This window comes from Butyrivibrio sp. NC2007 (assembly GCF_000421405.1).
GTDB lineage: Bacteria > Bacillota > Clostridia > Lachnospirales > Lachnospiraceae > Butyrivibrio.
Genome location: NZ_ATWY01000034.1, coordinates 1 through 20,184 on the forward strand (window position 1 = coordinate 1; position 20,184 = coordinate 20,184).

Below are 20,184 nucleotides of genomic sequence, written 5' to 3' on the forward strand. Positions count from 1 at the left end.
GCCTGGTCAACTTCGTATTGAGATAACGGAAAGCGCATATGTCGAAAACTCCGATACCATCATCAAAACAACAACCAAACTTCGTGAAGCAGGCTTTGAAGTTGAAATGGACGACTTTGGAAGTGGTTACTCATCACTGAATATGTTAAAAGAAGTTATCCTTGATCGCATAAAGCTTGATCTTCGATTTATTACCGGTTCAGGCGACCAAAAGATGGGTCGGACAATACTTAGCTACATGGTCCAGATGATCCATGCTATTGGAACTTCTATTATCGCAGAAGGTGTTGAGACACTGGAACAGGCTGATTTCCTCGGAAGTCTTGGATGTGAGGAAATGCAGGGATATTATTTCTACAAGCCTATGCCGGTAGATGAGTTTGAAGAATTAACGGCATATCCAACAAAGAAATAAAGCCAATAAAGAACGATGTCAGACAGGGGGTTCACCTCCCGCTGGAACGCGCTGCTAACGCAAATATCTTTGCACAAAATTCCTCTTTTGTGATACGATTATTTTAGAAAAAGCGGAGGGGTTAAGTCATGGGTGAAAATTCAGAATATTACAATTCATTGAGGCAGAAACGCCGTAAAGATACTGAAAGCATTAAAAACATTCTTCCTCAGCATACACATGGATTTGTTGAGGAATGTCTTCTCAAATATCAGGAAAGCACCGCTTTTAATTATGCGCAGGATATTCTATTTTTCTACGGATTTCTCAAGGAAAAGAATCCCCTGTGCAAGAATCTTGAAATCAAAGATATCCCCTTTGAAGTTGTCGAAAATCTTGGTCCTCAGGACATCAATGAATTCCAAAATTATGTTGCATCAGGCCACAAACCGGATAAAAAAGGCAATGTAAAGCCTGCTAAAGAACGTGCAATTGCAAGAAAAATGGCGGCTGTGCGGAATTACTATAAATATCTGATCAAATATGACTATCTTAAGATTGATCCCACAGTGAAAGCTGCTGTAAAGAAGAAAGAAAAGGTAAAGAAAGATATCCGAAGGCTGTATCCTGACCAGGTTCAGCTTCTAATGGATTCTGTCGCAGCTGTGAATTCTGCTAGTTACCATTCCAAAGTCATGTCTGAACCTACTGCAAAAAGAGATCTGGCAATTGTAACTCTTCTGTTAAATACTGGAATCCGCGTCTCGGAATGTGCAGGGCTTGATCTTTCAGATATAAATTTTGATGAAAATACAATTACTATCGTCAGAAAAGGCGGCGATGAAGATCATCTCTACATAAACGAGATTATCCGGAATACGCTGAGGGATTATATCAATCATGAACGCCCTTCCCTACTCAATGATTCTGAAGAACCTGCTCTCTTCATATCTCTTCAGCATAAGCGTTTATCGATAAGAAGCATCCAATATATGATTTCAAAATATGGAAAAAACACAGGACTTACTCAAAAACTCACCCCTCATAAGCTCCGTAGAACTTATGGTACAGCGCTTTATAACAGGACAAGTGATATTTATATGGTCGCTGATGTTCTGGGACATAAAGACGTAAATACAACTGTTAAACACTATGCTGCTATAGAAGAAGAACATAAAAGACAGGCATCCCAGGTAGACGTTTATGGAACTGATGATAACCAGGATAATGATTAAATTGCACACACTACAGTGCCCGTTTTTTACAATTTTAGCTTTAATCCATTCGGCTTTTTACAGATTTTTCTTTAAAAGTACGGCTTTTTACATTTTCAAGCTTTATTTTTTTAAGTTAAAAAGTGTAAAAAGCCGTATTTTTGACTTTTTACACTCCTATCTTTAAACATATTACAAGTTTAGCTTAAACCGACAGCATTCTCCATATCAAATATAGCTACTCTTCTGCATTTTGGCGTTGTATTTTACTACATAACTTAAATTATACGCATAGATAAATCTCATGTCAATGTGCTGCTCTGCCATTTCCCTATGCTTTTCCTTTAATACCAAAATTTTCGCGGATAGTCATTATTCCACACCTTAGCATATATGCAGAAACCAGTATTGAACCAATAATATCGAGATAAAATGAGAATTTCGACGACGGCATGATAACAACTGTAAAAAGCGTCAGCGTAACGCATACATCCACAATGGATTTGGCACCGTAGAGCCTGGCTTGGATACCAAGTATAGCATTATGCTCCGACTTATATAAAGAACGATATTTCAAATAAAAAAGCGTATTTGCAATAGCGCCGAACAACGCTATACAAAATGCGGGAAGTACATTGCCCTTTTCCTGCGTATCGGACGCAAAGGTAAGTATCAGCATACTGATGCCACTGACGCACATTATAAATCCCACAAATACATTGCTCTTTCGCTCAACATCTGATTTCCAGGCAGCATCACGCCCCTCTTCTTTGTTTGTGATAGTGTATACCACAAAGGCTGCAATCAAAGCCAGTAATTCAGCTGTCCTTCTGGTGAAATCGGAAATCTGCGTTGAGCTTCTCCCAAGTGTCAGTCCATAGCCAAGGATAAGTGGTCCGGGAGAGCTTAAAATAACCGAAAGCAGCAGGGTTTTGTATCCACTCTTCTTTTCCTTTTTCATTCACTTCCAATCCTTACATTATTATCTGAGTATCAGTTCGAATAGTGATAGTACCACCATAGCCGTCACCGGACAAAAGAATGTGTCCAGTCCCTTTTCATCCAAAAGCTCTGCTACAGTAGTGCATATAGCGGTAATTAAAGAAATCACTATAGTCCAAAAGCTGCTGTAGAGATTAAAGTACGTCAATACGCACAGGACTGCGAAAAAGCTAAAAAATGCCATGGCTCCTGATCCTTCCGCGGACTTTTTCTTCAATATACCTATCTTGTGCTCTCCGAATGTCTTACCTATCAGCGCTGCTGCAGCATCTCCAGGTGCCCATGCAAAAAAGCTTGCCACCACGAGTTCTCTTTTCCCCAAAAACCCCCAAAGAACTGTGGAAGTCACAATATACGCCATTGCATATGCAAAAAAGCTGTATGCAAATTCGCCTCTTCTTCGTGCTACAAATACTTCCGTTATTCCGGGAATTTTGGACAACAATAACAGGCATGGACAAATTACAGGAATAGCACCGGCGGCAATCAAAACGGAATGTCTCCAGTCATCCAATGCATAAAGCCACGCAATCAAGCCTGCAAAAGCCAGTATATGAAGAATTTTTCTAAAGATTTCCTTAGCAAGCATACTATAGCTCTTCTATCATGTTCATCATATCTCTGTCTATGATGTACTGATTGGTGAAGGCGTTTATGACTATTCCGGTGATTTCTCTCTGGTTGTTACGGGCAAGTTTTATGGTATCCATGAAGTTTCGCTGAATTCTGGAGAAGTTTTCGCCATATTCGCCCATCTCAGCTGCAGTAGAAAATACCGGAAAGTAGAATTTGCCGTCCTCCTCAAGGATGTCGGGAACCATATTGAGCCTTCCCTCTACTTTCTCATCGGGAAGCGCAACACACGGAACCCAGACATCGCTTTGACGCAGGATTTTCATAAGTTTAAGTTCGTTTAGCTCAGTATTGTTTCTGACGCAGATTTCCACGGCTCTTGTAAGGAATGACCCATCAGCCAGGAGCTCTTTTGTTATAGGATCCTCAGGAACTGAGTATTCAACTCCTCCATCCGCATCAAGTATCGCCTGGATCAGCTCTTTTGACAGCATAAAAGCATCGTTGCTCCAGGGATTTACGATAAAGCCCCTGACATCAGCTTCGGCGCAGGCCTTGAGCGCAGCATCGATAAAGTGCGATATCACCTGACTTGGCTGGCCTTTCTCGAACTCCTCTTTTGAAGTGAACACGACATTCCAGGTGTTTCCGTCATTGGTATTAATGCCCCTGAAGGAGTAAGTCATATCCTCTTCATTGATCACAACAGGGATCACAAAATGCCCGTCAGCGTGCATTCTTGTTCTTATTCCCTCAAGAACGGCAATGAGGTTTTCATTGCTCTGATCCTCATGGAATTTAGCGATAGTCTCCTCTATTATCTCGTTTCCTTCAAGAAATGGATCTCTTACTTCACGACTCACAGCAGTGCTCCTTTCTATGCTAAATATGCCCTATCCTGCCATTTTATATTTTAGCATACTTTTGTGAGTCAACGGGGACGTTTCACTTTGTCTCATTTTGAGTCACTGGGGACGTTTCAGTTTGTCTCATTTTTTCCAGGCTGTTGCCATAATATATGCTGCCTGGGCTTCTGCAGAAGTTCCTTCGCTTGTGAAATCCGGACATCCGCAGACTTCTTGCAAAAGGCCGTACTCATCTATTGCCTGCGATACTGTCTCGTAGGCCTTATCTGCAGCGGCTTTCCTGGCTGCCGGAATATATCCACCCTTTATGCCGCGATATACTGTCGCAGCCATCATCATTGAGGACGTTCCGTCAGCAAAAGACATTTCGTCATCGAGAATGTCACCAAATCTGCCATCATCACGGGCATATTTAAGCATACTTCCCAGTAGCTCATTAAGAAGAGGCATCAGTTCATCGCTGATGTCCGTCCTTCCCCTCTTCTCTGCTTCTTCTATCACGCGGGCAAGACCCATCAGAGCCCATCCGTTACCCGTTGCCCAGTGAAGTTTTCTTACAAACTTATCCAAGGCCACATCTTTTATGTGGAAGAAAAGAGAATTCTCCGGGTCGTAGAGATGTCTTTTGTACCCACGTATCTGTCTAAGGGCCTCATCAAGCTCTCCCATTGCAGCAAGAAACGGCGGAACCATGTATATTCCGTCTATCCACAGCTGATACTTGGTAAATCCTTCGTAGTATGATTCGTCGTTGTGGCAGATGATACCATCATCCGTCCTCGGCGCGCGATGGAGCAAGTATTCAAGCATGCTCTTAGCCCCATGAAGGAAAAACTCATCACCGGTCTTCTCATAGGCTCTAAGGCACACTTCTCCGCAAGATGCCGGATCCGAGACAGCCTCTCCGCCGCCTGCCATCGCAAGGCGTCCATTCTTGTCCATCCTTTTTACGGCATCATACGCCATGGGAATATACAGGTCCTCTCTCCCATACTCGTATAGCGCCTGCGCACAGACTCCCTGCTCCCACGGATATCTCTGCATGGCCAGCATGGCATTTATTACTTTTGTCGGTTCAGCTGATTTTGTCATGGCTCTTTTGACTCCTTTATTACATTGTCCCTTAGATGCAAAAATGAGTCAATCTGAAACGTCCCCAGTGTCTCAAAATGAGTCAATGTGAAACGTCCCCGGTGACACAAAATGAGTCAATGTGAAACGTCCCCAGTGACTCACATTGACTCATGTATGATTAATCTTCAAATATTTCTTCGATGGCGTCCTTGAGCGTCTCGGATACGTCTGCACCGGAGAGCCAGGTCAGGAAATCGGCGTCGTTCATGCGACCAAGCGCATCAAATACCATGTCCTTGACCATGTTGCTGATCCAGGCTCTGTCAAGGAGCTTGAATACTTCAGACTTGTGATCGTTACCGACAAGCTTTATGCCTGTAACCTCGGCAAAAGACCCTTTTGAAGCATCCACATCCTTTAACTCTATAACAATCTCCTCCCCCTCGGAAGAAACCGCGCCAAGAACCTTAACCGTATAATCCCTCTTCTCAGGTACAAGTGAAAGATCGCCTGCCACAGGATTAACAGTAAACTTCAGGCTATCACCGCCAAAGGAAACCTCAAAAAGCGTTGTGGCAAACTTGCCGCCAAGGAAATCCATGCTCACGCCGTCATCCTCGTAGAGCTCGTACTTGCCGTCAGCACCGGCCACAACAACAATCTCCATCTCTGAAGGATTGGCTGTAGTATTGCTGCGATCATCCTTCGCAAGTGGTAGGATTCCACCTTCCTTCATAAGAACCGGAATCGTGTTTATATCTCTGTAGAGCTTTCTTCTCTTACCGCCCTTATACACTCTTCCGGTCAGGATATCAGCGTATCTACCCTCCGGAATCAGCATATTCACGCTTCCAAGCTTCAGGCCCTCATCGACAGGCTCAGTAATTGCGCCAACCAAAAGCTCCTCGCCATATCCATACTCAGAGCCCACCGAATATGCATCCGCATTGTTCGGATTGTCATAGTACATAGGCCTTACCAGGGGCTTGTCTTCCTTATAAGCCCTGTAATTCTCGGTATAAAGATATGGCACCAGTCTGTGCCTGAGCCTTAAGAACTCCTGCATTACTGTATGATAAGGCTCTTCAATGGTCCAGGGCTCCTTGTTAAAGAAGGCGCTGCTGGTACTGTGAAGCCTCATGATAGGTGAAAATACGCCGTACTGTATCCATCTGATTAGCCTCTCATTGCTCTTATCTCCCATCATGTGTCCGCCGATATCGTGGCTCCACCAGCCGTAACCTATATTACTGGCTGTGCTGGTAAAGAAAGGCTGGAACTGAAGGCTCTTCCAGGTGCAGACCGTGTCACCTGAAAATCCGATCGGATATCTGTGGCTTCCGGGGCCTGCGTATCTGGAGAAGATCATGGGCCTAATATTTCTGCCCTCCTGATCCTTGTAGTGGTAGTGATTAAGGAGGATCAGCGGATCCACATCTCCCGCCTTTCTGCCGGTTCCCTGTTGCCAGTCGATCCACCAGAAATCCACGCCGTCCTTCTCATAGGGATGCATGATCTTGTCAAAATAGGCATCTCTGAAGGCCGGATCCTCGAAATCAAACTCAACAGCCTCCTCCGTCTCAGGATCAATGCCCATGGAAGTAGCCACCTCTTTATACATATCCTCAAAAGCCCTGACTCCGTCAGCCGGATGGAGGTTTAACGTAACTGAAAGTCCACAGTCATGCAGGTGCTTAAGAAATCTCTTATAATCAGGGAACAGCTTCTTATCCCAGGTATATCCGGTCCAGCCGGTTCCATACTTGGGATCAACCTCTGTCACATGCCAGTCCATATCAATGACCGCCACGGAAAGAGGGATCTGCTCCTTCTCAAAGTTCTCCAGAACCTCGTTATAGCTCTCTTCGGTGTACTTAAAATACCTGCTCCACCAGTTTCCAAGCGCATATCTTGGAATCATCGGAGTCTTGCCACAGAGCGCATAGAAGTCCTTCAGTGCGCCGTAGAAGTCCTTTCCATATCCAAAGAAATACAGATCCAGCGCTCCGGTTTCTCTCTGAACAAACTTCCCGTCCTTGTTATCCTCGTCATAGACAATAACAGGGCTGGCAGAATCATTTATTATTGCATATCCGTCTCTTCCGAATATACCGGCCTCAAGCTCGCATCCGCCGTCCTTGTTGTCGAGAGTTCTGGCCGTACCACGCATATTTCTGCCGCTGCCGGTATATTCGTGGCTGTAATGCCAGCAGGTTCCAAAGTTCTTCAGCTCAATTGAAAGACCGTTTGATGCAAACTCCTTTTCATTGTAGGTAAGAAGCAGCTCTTTTGTCTCCACAAAAAGAAGTCCATCCTCGCGCCTTACGCTCTGCGCCTCGCACTTTAAATCTCTGCCGGCCACCATCATTGTAAGGCGGTCCTCAAACTGCCCGTTTTCGCTGTATTCAAGCCTTATCAGCCTGTCTGTCAGCACGGAAATCCTGTATTTATCGCCGCAAACCATGTAGTCCATTACGTTTTCTCCCCAAATCTAGTCAAGCTTTATGATATATGCTCCGAAGGCCGGAACCTTTATCTTCAAATCTCCGTTATCGCTCTTTGCGTCAAAAGACCTGCCGAACTCATCCACGTCACTTGCAGCCCCGGATGCACCGATTTCCCACACAGGAACGGTAACTTCCCTTTCCTCATCCTCCATGGAAATGATACCGAGATATCTCTCACCACCAAGGAATCTGGCTATGGCAAGGATACGACCGTCTGCAAGAAGCACCTTTCTTCCACCTTTTGCAAAGGCAGGTACTGTCCTTCTAAGCTCTATCATACGCTTATACAGACCATATCGCTCGTTATCTTTATCCGTAGCCTTATCCCAAGGCATAGGATATCTGCAGCCGGCATCGCTTATGGTGTGTCCGTCGATTCCCAGCTCATCACCGTAGTAAACACAGGGAATTCCCGTAAAGAGCAGGTACGAAAGAACTACGCCCCTGTACTTCTCATCAGTGATCTCCCCGTAGTTGTGAACTCTTGAAACATCATGAGAATCAAAGAGATTCATCTGACAGTCAGCCACGGCTTGAGGAAGGCAATTGTAGTGATCATCACTTCTCTTAACCACATCTCCGGCCGTCATGACGTATTTTGCCTTCATGATGGTCTCATTTCTCTGTAAAAAGAGATCCGGAAGTCCGGCAAACTGTCTGATAACGCGCCCATATCCGTAGTAATTCATAGGTGTGTTCCAGAGATCTCCCTGAAGATACTCAAAGCAGTCGCCCCAGTGCTCTCCTATGATGAAAGCATCACGCTTCTCCTGCCTTATAGCTTCGCAGATCTCCTTCCAGACTTCATCGGCAACCTGAACGTCATTATTCTTGCCAAGTACATCCGCAACGTCAAAGCGCCAGCCATCGATGTTATATGGCGGGCGAAGCCATTTCCTTAAAACGCTGTCCTCTCTGCGATAGATCAGGTCCCTAAGCTCTTCATTTCGATAGTCCATGAAAGGAAGGCTCTTGACTCCTGCCCAGCCCTTGAGATTACCGTCCTCATCCTTAAAATAGAACTCTCTCTTGGTCCTGGTCCACTCATGCTCGCTGCCCGTGTGATTTACAGAAATATCCAGGATCAGCTTCATATCGTTTTTGTGAAGCTCATCAGACAGCTCAGCAAGAGCCTCATCTCCGCCAAAGTGCGGATCAACATGGAAATAATCTATGCAGTCGTACTTGTGGGTAGAATATGCGGTAAATATGGGGTTTAGATAAATGACATTGACTCCAAGTTCCTTCAGATATGGAATCTTGTCTTTTACCCCCTTCAAATCTCCCCCGAAGAAATCCATGCCCCAGGACTCCTCCACAGGAAGCGGAGCCATATTCCAATCCGGCATCTTGATGCACTTGCGGCCGAAATACTCGTATTCTCCGTCCTTCACATCATTTGAAGGATCTCCGTTGCAGAATCTCTCAGGAAATATCTGGTAAAAGACTGCGCCGTCCACCCAGTCGGGTTTGACATAGTCTGTTCTTATGACGAAATCATGTCTGTAGTCAGGAACAGTGGTCTGAGCGCCTTCCTGCGTATAAAAGAAAGCCGCATCTTCCGTAACCAGCACAAAATGGTACTTCAAAATGGGCTCATTAAGCGTGGTCTTAGCACAATAGTAGTCAAGGCCGCCACAGCTCTTTTCCCTCTCCATGGGGATGTAAGTCTCAGCGCCGTTGACGATCCTCCATAACAATACATCGCTCACGGGAGCTCCGCTCATTAGGCTCAGGCGGATAGTTATCTCTTCGCCCAGCACGGGGGAAGGGTTACTTACGTACCCTTCCGTTCCGTCGCTGTATATACTTTTAGTCCAATCTCTCATTAAAAACCTCGTAAATACTGTAATTAGCCCTTAACTGAACCTGACAGACCTTCAACGTAGAATCTCTGAAGCCAGATGAACAGTATAACTATAGGAAGTGCAATAATTACTGCACCGGCTGCGAACTGTGTATAGTAGGAATCAATTCTTCTAAAGTCAGTCATCCAGAAAAGACCTACAGCAACCGTGTAAGAGCTCTGTCTGTCGCCAAAGAGCAGCCTTGGGAAGATGTAATCTGACCATGCTCCAAGGAAAGTACCAAGCACCTGATAAACGATGATGGACTTGGACAGAGGAATGGTGATCCTTGTAAATATCTGAAGTCTTGAAGCTCCGTCAATGATAGCTGCCTCATCGATAGCCTTGGGGATTGTATCAAAGTATCCCTTTGTGATGTGATAGCCCATTGCTGCTCCTGCAGCTCCAACTATGATCAGAGCGCCGATGCTCTGGTTAAGTCCAAGGCCCTTTAAGATGTTGTACAAAGCTACCATGGACATGAAGCCCGGGAACATTCCGATGATCATAAGGATGTTCATGAAAGGCTTTCTGCCGCTGAATCTTGTACGGCTAAGTACAAATGCAGTACCTAAAACGATCAGTGTGTTAAGAACGCATCCGCAGATTGCAACTATCATGGTGTTAACCCACCATTTCCCGAAAGGCACTGCAGAGTTGTGGAACAGATCGTAAAAGTTCTTAAGTGTCAGGTGCTTGGGGAAGAAATATCCCACATAGTAGCCCTGCTCTGCACGGAGTGCTGTAAGGAGAATCCAGAGAATCGGGAACATCCACATTACTCCGAGAATTGTAAGCACTATGTAGCCTACATTTACCTCTGCCAGCTTCATGATAAAAACAAGGCTGCAGTAAGCTGTAACAAGGCCGGTCCAGAAGCCGATTCCGGCGCTCTTTAAGAGGAAATTGTCCTCAATTCCGCCCTCTTCAAGGATGATCTTGACTGCAAACAGAAGTGTTGTCCAGAAGAAAGTTGCAAATATCTGAACAAACATCCATGCCTTTACAATCTTCACACCGGTCTTGAAGTAAGAGATCACTCCAAGAACCAGGGAAGCTACAGTAAGTATTACTGCAAGGTAAAGGAAGAAAGATATCTTAGCAGCACCCTCTGCTGATAAAAGAGAAAGCGCTGTGCTTATCATGTTTTTGCTGCCCGCTTCTTTACTTGTAAAAGGAATGAGCAGTGAAATAAAGCTAAGTATTACTGCCACAAGGGCTCTAAGGAAGTACTCCAGCTTAAGTCCTATAACTGTTTTATTCATCATTATTGGAAGCCCTCCTCATTCTTCATGGATCCTGATCTCTGGAAGGTTATCAGTGTAAATGTCGCTGAAATTATAAAGATAAGGATACCGATCGTAGCTGCCAGGTTATAGTCGTTGGTATCAGCCGTCAGCTTGTACAGCCAGGTTACCAGAAGGTCCGTCTTACCTGCGCCCTTATAGTAATCAAGGGTCATCGGGCCACCACCTGTCAGGAAGTAAATAGCACTGAAGTTATTGAAGTTACCGATCAGATTTGCGATCAGGTAAGGTGTTGTAACAAAGAGCATGTAAGGGAAGGTTATCTTCCTGAAAATTACGAAGGGATTTGCTCCGTCAATCCTGGCGCTCTCATAGAGCTCTGCCGGAATATTCATAAGAATTCCGCTGACCATCAGCATGGTAACAGGAACACCGATCCAGAAGTTGACTAAAATTACTGATACTCTTGCGTAATTGGCCTGAGTGAGGAACGGAACTGCAGAAGCTGTCCAGCCCCATTTCTGAATGAGTACGTTGAAGATACCCTTTTCTCCAAGCATTGTTCCCACAACCTTAAGTGAGATAAATGCAGGAATACCCATGGTTACTACAAAGATTGTTCTCCAGAATTTCTTGAACTCAATGCCCTTTGAATTGATGATCATAGCAAGGATCATTCCGCCAAAGTAGCAGCTGAAGGTTGCAAAGATACCCCAGATAAAGGTCCAGCCCAGTACCGGCCAGAATGTCTGTGAAAGCTTGTCGCTTGATAAAAGAAGTGTCTTAAAGTTATCAAGGGCAACCCAGTCAAAGAGGTGTCCGGGTGGCTGATGCTCATTGTCGTAGTTGGTGAACGCCATGAGGATCATATAGATCAGAGGCGTAAAGGTAAATATTAAAAGTCCTACTGCAGGTATTGCAAGAAGCAGGAAATGAATATTCTCATTGGTTAATGACTTAACGTCTTCAAAAAAGTTATTGATATGATGTCCGTGATCGTGGTTAAATCTGGCATTTTCTCCTGATGAGATCGAGAAGAGCCATATTGCAACAAAGCAGACTGTGACAACTATCGCTACTACTCCGGTAAGGAGGATGATCATTGAGTTGTCACCTGCCTGCATCTCATAGATGCCAAGTGCCTCATTGTAGGCCATACCCTGCTCATGTTCTCCCAGGGTTGTTAAGTTGTGAATCAGGTTAATACCGGTGGTAAACAAAAAGACAAAGTAACATACTTCAAGTAAAAGGAACAGAAGTCCCTTTACAACCTGGCCATATCTGATATTTGCAAGTCCGCAAAAGATATAGCTGAGTTTAGAAAAGATGTCCCCTTTTGTAAAAGTCGTGATGAAATTTCTGCGCTTATACTCTCTATCCATTTTAAGCTCCCTATATTGAAAATATCGGGGCTGCAGATGCAGCCCCGATAAAGAAGTCACTTCAGATCATTACTCTGCAAGTGTTCCTGTGATGCTGTCTACAAGTGCATCAAGCTTCTCCTGAGCATTTGCCTTTGTGATCTCGCCGGAAACAACGCCCTCACCAAATGCCTGTGCAGGTGTCCAGTAATCACCCATCTTGGAGATTGAAGGCTGGTTAGTAGCCTTTGAAGCCTGTATGTTAAGTGCTGCTGCAACCTCATCGTTTGCGATCTCTGCAGAAGATGCAAGTGAGTTAAGTACAGGAACATCACCCTGGTTCTGGTATCTGATAAGGCTGTTCTCAGGGTTTGCAAGGAATACTGCAAGCTGCTGAGCTGCAAGAGGGTAAGCTGTTGTTGACTTAACTGTGATTGTCTTGAAGTCAACGAAGTTTGAAAGCTGTACGTCCTTGCCACCGATGTTTGCTGTAGGAAGTGCTACTGCGCCGAGCTTGTCACCGAGTGACTCTCTGTAAGAAGGAGCGCTCCAAGCACCGTCTGTGATAGCTGCAAGGTTTCCATCCTTGAACTCTGCTCCGCCAACGCCGTCCTTGTTCTCAAGGTACTTAGGGTTGTTTACAAGATCAATGATGTACTCTGCTGCTGCAAGACCTGTCTCATTGTTCCATGAGCACTCTGAAGGGTCTTTTCCGTCAGGTCCAAAGAGTGTGCATCCTGCGCCGAGGAAGAAGCTCTCGATGTACCATGAGTTTGTTACGTTAGTACTGAAGTTGTACTTAGCACCTGTGTCCTTTGAAAGGATTGTCTCAAGGCTCTTAACATCATCTGCTGTAAGAAGATCCTTGTTGTAGTACATAAAGTATGTATTAGGTGAGAAAGGTGCTGCATATGTAAGACCGTCTACTGTTACTGCTGTAAGAGCACTCTCAGGAAGGTCAGATGCGATTGTCTCGAAATCCTTGGTGATAGGAAGAAGAAGTCCCTTGTTTACAAGGTCTGCAACTCCGCCTGAAGGTGTGTAGAAAATATCAGCTGCTGTATCAGGATCTGTGTTGAGCTGCTGAGGAGCCTCATCGATACCTACAACTGCAATCTCGTATGTGATGTTGAACTCATCGTGGAGATCATCGAATGCCTGAACTGCTGCGTCTGTGTCATCAACAGCCTCTTCAGGTACCCAGATCTTAAGTGTTACATCCTGAGTCTCAACAGGTGCTGCCTCTGTTGAAGTGGTTGTGTCAGCTTGAGCTGTCTGAGTCTGAGCAGTGCTATCTGTCTGTGTCGCTCCGCCCTGTGCGCTGTCTCCGCATCCTACAAGTGCAGAAGCTGCTAATACTCCGCTCATAAGTAGTGCGCTTAACTTTTTCATTTTCATTGTCGTAATCCTCCTAATTAACTATTCCCCAAAGCACTGGGTTTTTGTATTGGTTAATCGCTTTACGTAGACTATAAACCAACGGCCGCCTTGGGTCAATCCCTCAGCGGCCGTTTCTATGTTTTGTATAAAAAATGAGGTTAACAAAAGGTTAACGTTTTTTACTGCTCAAGTAAATTACGGACGGAGAACCTCTCCGCAACCCTGATTGGAAGCCTTTCATCCACTGCAAGGTCCTTTTCTCCGTTGATCATCCTAAGAAGGTATTCCCAGGCCTTCTCAGCCTTGACATCGAAGTTCTGTGCCACGGAAGTCAGCTTGGGAGTCATATATTCGCAATTGGGCAAATTGTCAAAACCAATTACAGAGACATCGTAAGGAACTCTGATTCCGCACTGGGAAAGTCCTTCGATAACACCAAATGCAACTATATCCGACAAACAGGCAACTGCTGTGTAGCCACCGTTTGAAAATCCGATATTCTGCCCGGCTTCAACCGCATTTATATATGTGGTATCCGTGTAAAAGATATTGCTCTCCCCGAAAGAGACACCGCTTTCCTTGCATGCTGTTGCAAAGCCTTTGTATCTCTCCATGATTACGCCCTCTTCTCCAATGACAGGTGTAACCAGCGCAAGGTTTTTATGCCCTTTACCTATAAGATATCTTGCAGAAAGGTATCCTCCGCGATAATCCTCAATTCCGACGTTAACAATCCCCTCTCCCGGAGCGTAAGTATCGATAAATACCACCGGTGAGTCGATAAGCTTCTTAATCTCTTTTACCTCGTCAGGGAAAATGCCCAAAAAGAAGGCTCCGTCTACATTCCAGGACGACAAAAGAGGTATGATCTCCCTCGGATCGTGTACGCATCTCATCATGAGATAGTAATCTTCGTTTCTTACGCATCTCTCTATAGCAGCAATAATATGGGCGTTATAGGGATTGGTAAAAAAGTCTTCATCCGCGCCCAGATACGGGATAACAAGGCCGATGATACGGCTCTCCTTCTTGGCAAGGGATCTCGCCATGGCATTTGGTTTATAATTGGTTTCTTTGATGATCTCGTTAACCCTGCGTCTGGTCTCCTCGGAAACCTTGTGGTTATTACCGTTAATAACATTTGAAACGGTCGCAGTGCTAACCCCTGCTCTTTGAGCAATTGTCTTTAAGTTCATTTTTTCCTCCGATGCGGCCTTTGCGGTTATTTGGTCGCAATAATGTAAAACTCCCAGGGTGAGAAGGTGTAAACCCCTGTAGGAAGCTCTCCCGTAGCATTATAACTGTCCATTTTGCCGGAAAAGACAACTTCCTCTTCCCCTGTTATCACGCTGCTAAGATCAATGTCTTTCTGCTCTCTCTTTGACATATTGAAAATGCAGATAAGTTCATCGTCTCCCGCTACTCTCTTAAATGCAAATACATTTTTGTTTTCAAGGTTTAGGATTTCAAATCCGTCGCCTGTGTTATCACTGTAAAGAGCCGGGTGCTGCGATTTGATCTGAGAAAGATTACTTATCAGATCCCTGTAATCCTTGCCTGTCCTATCCCAGTCTATAGTGTCTTTTTCCATAAAAGCTATATTCTTATTATATGCTATCTCGTCTCCCGAATAAATCATGGGGATTCCGGGAAGAGTAAACATAAGAGTAAACATGGAAGGAAGCGTTTCCTCAGAAAATGCCTCATCTATGGTCCTGTCCCAGGAGTTAACGTCGTGGTTATCAAGGTAATACATAGGAAATGTATTGTTATCAGTAGATGGCATGTAGAGCTTTATCTTGTCTGCTGTCTTGCCATCCTTGGCAACGGCTAAAAGCGTCTCATAGACCTTTGTTGCGTAATTGGAATCGAAGCCGTACTCGAGATTCGCAGCCGCCTGACCTCCGAGATCTTCTTCGAGCATGTAGATGTCTTTTACCTTATCAAGCTCAATCCTGGCTTCTCTCCAGAAATCCTCGGGAACTCCGGGTGCATAATCGCACCTGAAACCATCCACGTCGTACTCTGTTACCCAGTACTTCATGCACTCTATCATCTCTTTTCGCATATCGGCGTTGTCGTAGTTAAGATCTGCAACATCGGGCCATCCCATGCCCTCAGGTGAGATGATCTTGCCATCCTTCTGGGTGTACCAGTCGGGATGCTCGGTTATCCAGGCATTATCCCAGCCTGTGTGGTTGGCAACCCAGTCCAGCATCACGTGAAATCCCATGTCGTGGGCCTTATCCACAAGTGCCTTAAAGTCTTCTTTTGTCCCGAATTCGGGGTTAACATCTCGGTAATCGCTGACAGAATAATATGAGCCCAGCCTGCCTGATCTGTTGGTAACAGAAATAGGATGAATGGGCATAAACCAAAGGGTGTTAACGCCCATATTTTTTAAGGTATCGAGGTGTTCAGCAAACTCGTTAATAGTTCCCGACTTCGTGTACTGACGCAGGTTAACCTCGTAAAGAACTGCAGTCCTTGTCCACTCCGGAGCCCTTGTTTCCGTTGGAATCTCATAAGGTTTCGCAGCAGAACAGCCTGCACAAAAAACAGTTACCACAAGTAAAACCCATGCGGCAACAAATTTATTAACGTACTTCATATAATATCGCTCCTTGTAAATGTGATAAAAACATTACATTAAGCGATTAACCTCTTTCACTATACAAAAAAAGGGACTCTATTTCAAGTCCCTAAAATGATATGTTTTATTACTTTTCAAGCATGGCCTCAAAATCCGCTACAGGTATAGGTTTTGAGAAATAATAGCCCTGGAAAAGATGGCATCCGAGCTCACCGAGCCTGTCGAACTGCTCCACTGTCTCTACGCCCTCTGCAAGGGAAACAATGTGAAGATCCTCTGTAAGCCTGATGACGTTTTTAACTATAATGTCTGACTTCTCCTGATCACTACTCTTTCCGAGGAAATTCATGTCGATCTTAAGAACGTCAACCGGCATGTCTTTTAACATGTTAAGAGATGAATAACCGCTGCCGAAATCGTCCATTTCAACGATGAAGCCCTGCTTTCTGAACTCCTCAAGGATCCTCATCTTGTCATCGGTATCCCTCATCATGCTGGACTCTGTAACCTCGATCCTGAGGTTACGAGGATCAATGTCGTACTTCATGACATAACTCATGATCTCCGAAAGGACATCCGTCATGTAGAAATCCTTGGGAGAAACATTGATTGAGATAAAAGCACCCGGGAATTTCTCATCCCAGTTCGAGAGAAGCTCGCAGGCCGATTTCCATATATGCTTATCCAGGTCTGTGATCATTCCGTTTTCTTCAAACAGTGGTATGAAGTCGGCAGGCGACATAAAGCCGTATTCGGGGTGGATCCATCTTGCAAGAGCCTCCGCTCCCACAATCTTTCCGCTCTTATCAGCTATAGGCTGCAGATATGGCACAATCTGGTTCTCCTCAATGGCGACATCAAGCTGTGCTGAAATTTTCTGATTCCACAGCATCTTTTCCCTTATCTTCTTATCGAAGAACGCAACGTGTCTTCTGTAATCATCTCTGATAGAATCGAGGGCAGACATAGCCCTGTCAAAGAGAACAGCTACATCAGTATCGTCCTCTTCTATCTCGCAGAATCCAACATGTACCACAAGATGCTGCTCGATATCTCCAAGCCTTACCTTAAAGCGCGACAGATCTCGCTCTACGATTTCCTGAGAAAAGGCCTGCTTGGGAAGACACGAACCGAATGCATCACCTGCTATACGTCCGTAGACACAGGATTTATCCGAATAGCTTCTCATCCAGTCCGAAATCTGCACAAGCGCTGCATCTCCGAACTCACGTCCAAACACATCATTGAACATCTTAAAATCGCAGATATATATGCACGCAACGTAATAATCCTTCAGCGCATGCTGTTTTAACCTATCCGATATCACTTTAACGGTGTATTCCTTGTTATAAACACCGGTAAGCGCATCGTGATTGGCAGCATACATCTCCATCTCAATGCGGTGCTTTTCCTCTGTAATATCTCTGACTCTGACATATGAGCCAACAGGCCTGTTGTTCCTGTCGTAGAACTTTCCGTGAGCCACCATATAGTAGCGCTCATTTCCAAGTGCACCCAGGGTAATCTCAGTGTCTTTTTCCTCAGGGAATTTTCTTATATCACCAAAAAGAGATATAAGCGTATTGGAAACTTCCTCAAAATCATCATGATTTATCCCGGTAAGCTTCCTGGCAGGGTTGTTTGCCCATATACATATGCCTTCCGGTCCATAAAGTACTACAGCTTCTTTTGAATCGGATACAATATCAGCAAGCATCTTGTCCAAAAGACGAAGGGGTCTGTAATAAATTGAGAAGTAAAAGATCAAGAGGCCAATTACTCCAAATCCCAGCATTGACCTGTCAATCGGGGTCCTCGAAATAAGATAATAAGACTGCCAGAGTGCGCCGATGATCATGCTGATGAGTATTACTATATAACGCTCCTTATAAAGCAGGGATACCTTCATGCTCCTGTTAAGGAAGACGATCATTACGATTGCTATTACTGCATAGCAGACCAGGATATGTCCGGTCAGTCCCCAGAGCGGTTTCATAAGGAAATAAGGCCGTCCGTAGGACTCAACTTCCTGCAATATAAAGGCGTGTCCGGTGACTATACTGATAAGTATCTGGATTACATCAACAGCAAGAACATAGTTAATCCAGATTGGCATAATGCGTTTTTTCTTTTCTTTATAATTCTGAACACTACAATATTCGTTGGTAAACCTTATCAGTGCGTACATGATAAGATCCATACCAATGTAATAGATATAACAGCCAACCAGCGCAACACTTTTTGTGGTGGTTCCAATGATCAGCATATTTCCGAGATCAGGGGGAATAAGTGCCAGACAAAGAAGGCATACCGATTTGCCTATTGGCTTATTTGAGCGCAGAGAGGCCCAACTACAGAGCAGTAATATAACGATCAATAATGCAAATATAAAAACAATCGTATATCTGATCAATTCGCGCAGCCTCCAAATCATTGTATAAGGGCATACCTATACACTTAAATTCTATACTTAATTTGGAAAAATATGTGTCAAAATTGCGCGAATTAATCAAACTTTAATGAATTTCAGATATTAGTTATACCTGTCGTCCTCTTCTACCAGAACACCTAAAACAACAAACTGAAGATCATCTTTTCTGGTGCAGGTTGAGAGGGTAACAACTTTACTGTCTTCCTTTACGGGAATCTCAGAATCCATGTAGGACTTAATCCTTACGGGCTCTGCATCTTTTACAAATTCAAGAGCAGCATCTGAGACATAATCATATAGAACATAGTTCTCAGCGACGTCCATGTACTCAAAGATCAGGTATCTGTAGGCCTTTTCAGGCGTAATTACCTGGAAATACATATGGTCGTTGTAATATGCAGGATCTTTTCTGTATTCTCTGAGGGAGCCAAACATCGTGCCATCCTTCATATTATGGCCATAGATGATGGAATTGGCATCGGTAAAGTCCGCTGCTGAACGATAATCCAGGAAAATGGCGCCTGTGGGCGCTTCGTCTCCCATGTAATCGAGGTTTTTGTATTTCTCATTATCGCTTGTTTGCATGATAGGATAGCTGATGTGTCCATCCTCAAAATATACCCAGCCAACCATCTCCGGGTATGCTTCCATGAGCTGCGCCAGGTCTATGTCGGCAGTGTTCCAGGACACTGAGGGGGTAGGGGTAGGTTCTGTCTCAGAAGGAGCTGTTGCAGAGGTTGTGGTTTCAGAGCTAGTCATATTCTGCTCTTCAGAAGCGCTGGCATTCGCTACGTTTTGTTCGGTAGTTATTGTTGCACTCTCATTACCTGTTTGTTCTTCAGAAGTGTAAGAATCTGCCCCATTTGTTGCCTCTCCGATGGCAGCAACTACTTCCTGCTCAGTTACTGCAGGTTCTTTTTCTTCTGAGGCAATAGTAGTCTGTAATGCTTTCTTACCGGATTCTGTTGCTACATGCTTCTCAAACCCAGTAAACTTCTGCGATGCAAAAATCGCCACACACAGCAGCACTACAGCCATCGCAATTCCTGCAATTCTCTTACCTGTAGACGTTGTCCTATCAAAAAGAGAGCACACGAATATAGCGCACGTAAACAAAGCACTAAGGAGCGCGATCAGCACCAGCGCAAGGAATGTAACAGCCTTGGCGATTGATCTATGCTCCGCATTGAAGCCCTTAACAGCAAGCATAAATCCTAGTATTAAGCTCTTTTTCGTTTCTTCTAATCTACTTACTATATGCAAAACTTATAACCTCTCATTTCAACCTGACAATCATATCACATGAGCGCCTGAAATCAAAATGAAAATTATGTGACCCTCTCTCGCCGAATTCTGTGGCAAATATCCACTTTTTATCCTCCGGGACATGATAAATATTTGCACAAGAGGCCTTCCCTCGCCAGATTTTGTGGCAAATATCCACTTTTCATCCTTCAGGACATGATAAATATTTGCACAAGAGGCCTTCCCTCGCCAGATTTTGTGGCAAATATCCACTTTTCATCCTCCGGGACATGATAAATATTTGCACAAAGGGCTTTCCCTCGTTAGATTTTGTGGCAGATAGGCCCTTTTTACCCTCTTTGACATGAAAATCCATTGCGCAAAACCTTTTTTTGAGCCAAATTTTGTGGCAGGATGCCACTTTTACCTCTCCTTGACATGTAAATCAAT

Annotated in this window: 15 protein-coding genes; 2 read left to right on the top strand and 13 right to left on the bottom strand. The window is 44.5% G+C overall.

Going from position 1 to position 20,184, the window contains the following annotated elements; all coding sequences use genetic code 11:
• Both G632_RS20655 and G632_RS0117480 read left to right on the top strand, forming a co-directional pair.
• Nucleotides 1-415: EAL domain-containing protein (locus G632_RS20655; RefSeq protein WP_035776510.1), on the top strand; the 415-nt coding region annotated here is incomplete at its 5' end.
• A 128-nt stretch (nucleotides 416-543) separates the two neighbouring features.
• Nucleotides 544-1,629 (top strand): tyrosine-type recombinase/integrase, encoded by a 1,086-nt coding sequence (locus G632_RS0117480; RefSeq protein ID WP_022766958.1) that lies wholly within the window; start codon nucleotides 544-546, stop codon nucleotides 1,627-1,629.
• A gap of 310 nt (nucleotides 1,630-1,939) precedes the next feature.
• Here the strand turns inward: G632_RS0117480 and G632_RS0117485 are convergent, their stop codons facing one another.
• The 13 genes from G632_RS0117485 to G632_RS21575 form a co-directional block, all read right to left on the bottom strand.
• Nucleotides 1,940-2,569 (bottom strand): cation transporter, encoded by a 630-nt coding sequence (locus tag G632_RS0117485; protein ID WP_022770817.1) that lies wholly within the window; start codon nucleotides 2,567-2,569, stop codon nucleotides 1,940-1,942.
• Between the two features lie 21 nt (nucleotides 2,570-2,590).
• The gene (locus G632_RS21565) at nucleotides 2,591-3,199 is read right to left on the bottom strand and encodes a phosphatidate cytidylyltransferase (protein WP_022770818.1); all 609 of its coding nucleotides are present in this window, start codon (nucleotides 3,197-3,199) and stop codon (nucleotides 2,591-2,593) included.
• A gap of 1 nt (nucleotide 3,200) precedes the next feature.
• Nucleotides 3,201-4,046 carry an SseB family protein gene (locus tag G632_RS0117495; protein ID WP_022770819.1) on the bottom strand — a complete coding sequence of 282 codons (846 nt, stop codon included), beginning with the start codon at nucleotides 4,044-4,046 and terminating at the stop codon, nucleotides 3,201-3,203.
• Between the two features lie 126 nt (nucleotides 4,047-4,172).
• Complete coding sequence (locus tag G632_RS0117500; RefSeq protein ID WP_022770820.1) at nucleotides 4,173-5,141, bottom strand: glycoside hydrolase family 88 protein; 969 nt, start codon at nucleotides 5,139-5,141, stop codon at nucleotides 4,173-4,175.
• Between the two features lie 160 nt (nucleotides 5,142-5,301).
• Nucleotides 5,302-7,596, bottom strand: coding sequence for a glycoside hydrolase family 31 protein (locus G632_RS20665; RefSeq protein ID WP_022770821.1), 2,295 nt, complete (start codon nucleotides 7,594-7,596; stop codon nucleotides 5,302-5,304).
• Between the two features lie 18 nt (nucleotides 7,597-7,614).
• Nucleotides 7,615-9,459, bottom strand: coding sequence for an alpha amylase N-terminal ig-like domain-containing protein (locus G632_RS0117510; protein WP_022770822.1), 1,845 nt, complete (start codon nucleotides 9,457-9,459; stop codon nucleotides 7,615-7,617).
• Between the two features lie 23 nt (nucleotides 9,460-9,482).
• Entirely contained in the window at nucleotides 9,483-10,745 is a 1,263-nt protein-coding gene (locus G632_RS0117515; RefSeq protein WP_022770823.1) for a sugar ABC transporter permease, read from the bottom strand.
• Nucleotides 10,745-12,106, bottom strand: a complete 1,362-nt coding sequence (locus tag G632_RS0117520; protein ID WP_022770824.1) for a carbohydrate ABC transporter permease — start codon at nucleotides 12,104-12,106, stop codon at nucleotides 10,745-10,747. The genes G632_RS0117515 and G632_RS0117520 overlap by 1 nt, the downstream gene beginning before the upstream one ends.
• Before the next feature lie 69 nt (nucleotides 12,107-12,175).
• A complete protein-coding gene (locus tag G632_RS0117525; protein ID WP_022770825.1) occupies nucleotides 12,176-13,483 on the bottom strand; it encodes an extracellular solute-binding protein in 1,308 nt (435 codons plus the stop codon).
• 161 nt (nucleotides 13,484-13,644) lie between these two features.
• A complete protein-coding gene (locus G632_RS20670; protein ID WP_022770826.1) occupies nucleotides 13,645-14,661 on the bottom strand; it encodes a LacI family DNA-binding transcriptional regulator in 1,017 nt (338 codons plus the stop codon).
• Nucleotides 14,662-14,687: 26 nt separating this feature from the next.
• Nucleotides 14,688-16,076 carry an alpha-amylase family glycosyl hydrolase gene (locus G632_RS20675; protein ID WP_022770827.1) on the bottom strand — a complete coding sequence of 463 codons (1,389 nt, stop codon included), beginning with the start codon at nucleotides 16,074-16,076 and terminating at the stop codon, nucleotides 14,688-14,690.
• A gap of 109 nt (nucleotides 16,077-16,185) precedes the next feature.
• Nucleotides 16,186-18,492, bottom strand: coding sequence for an EAL domain-containing protein (locus tag G632_RS21570; RefSeq protein ID WP_081647215.1), 2,307 nt, complete (start codon nucleotides 18,490-18,492; stop codon nucleotides 16,186-16,188).
• Nucleotides 18,493-18,591: 99 nt separating this feature from the next.
• The gene (locus G632_RS21575) at nucleotides 18,592-19,752 is read right to left on the bottom strand and encodes a class B sortase (RefSeq protein ID WP_155828918.1); all 1,161 of its coding nucleotides are present in this window, start codon (nucleotides 19,750-19,752) and stop codon (nucleotides 18,592-18,594) included.
• Nucleotides 19,753-20,184 lie beyond the last annotated feature (432 nt).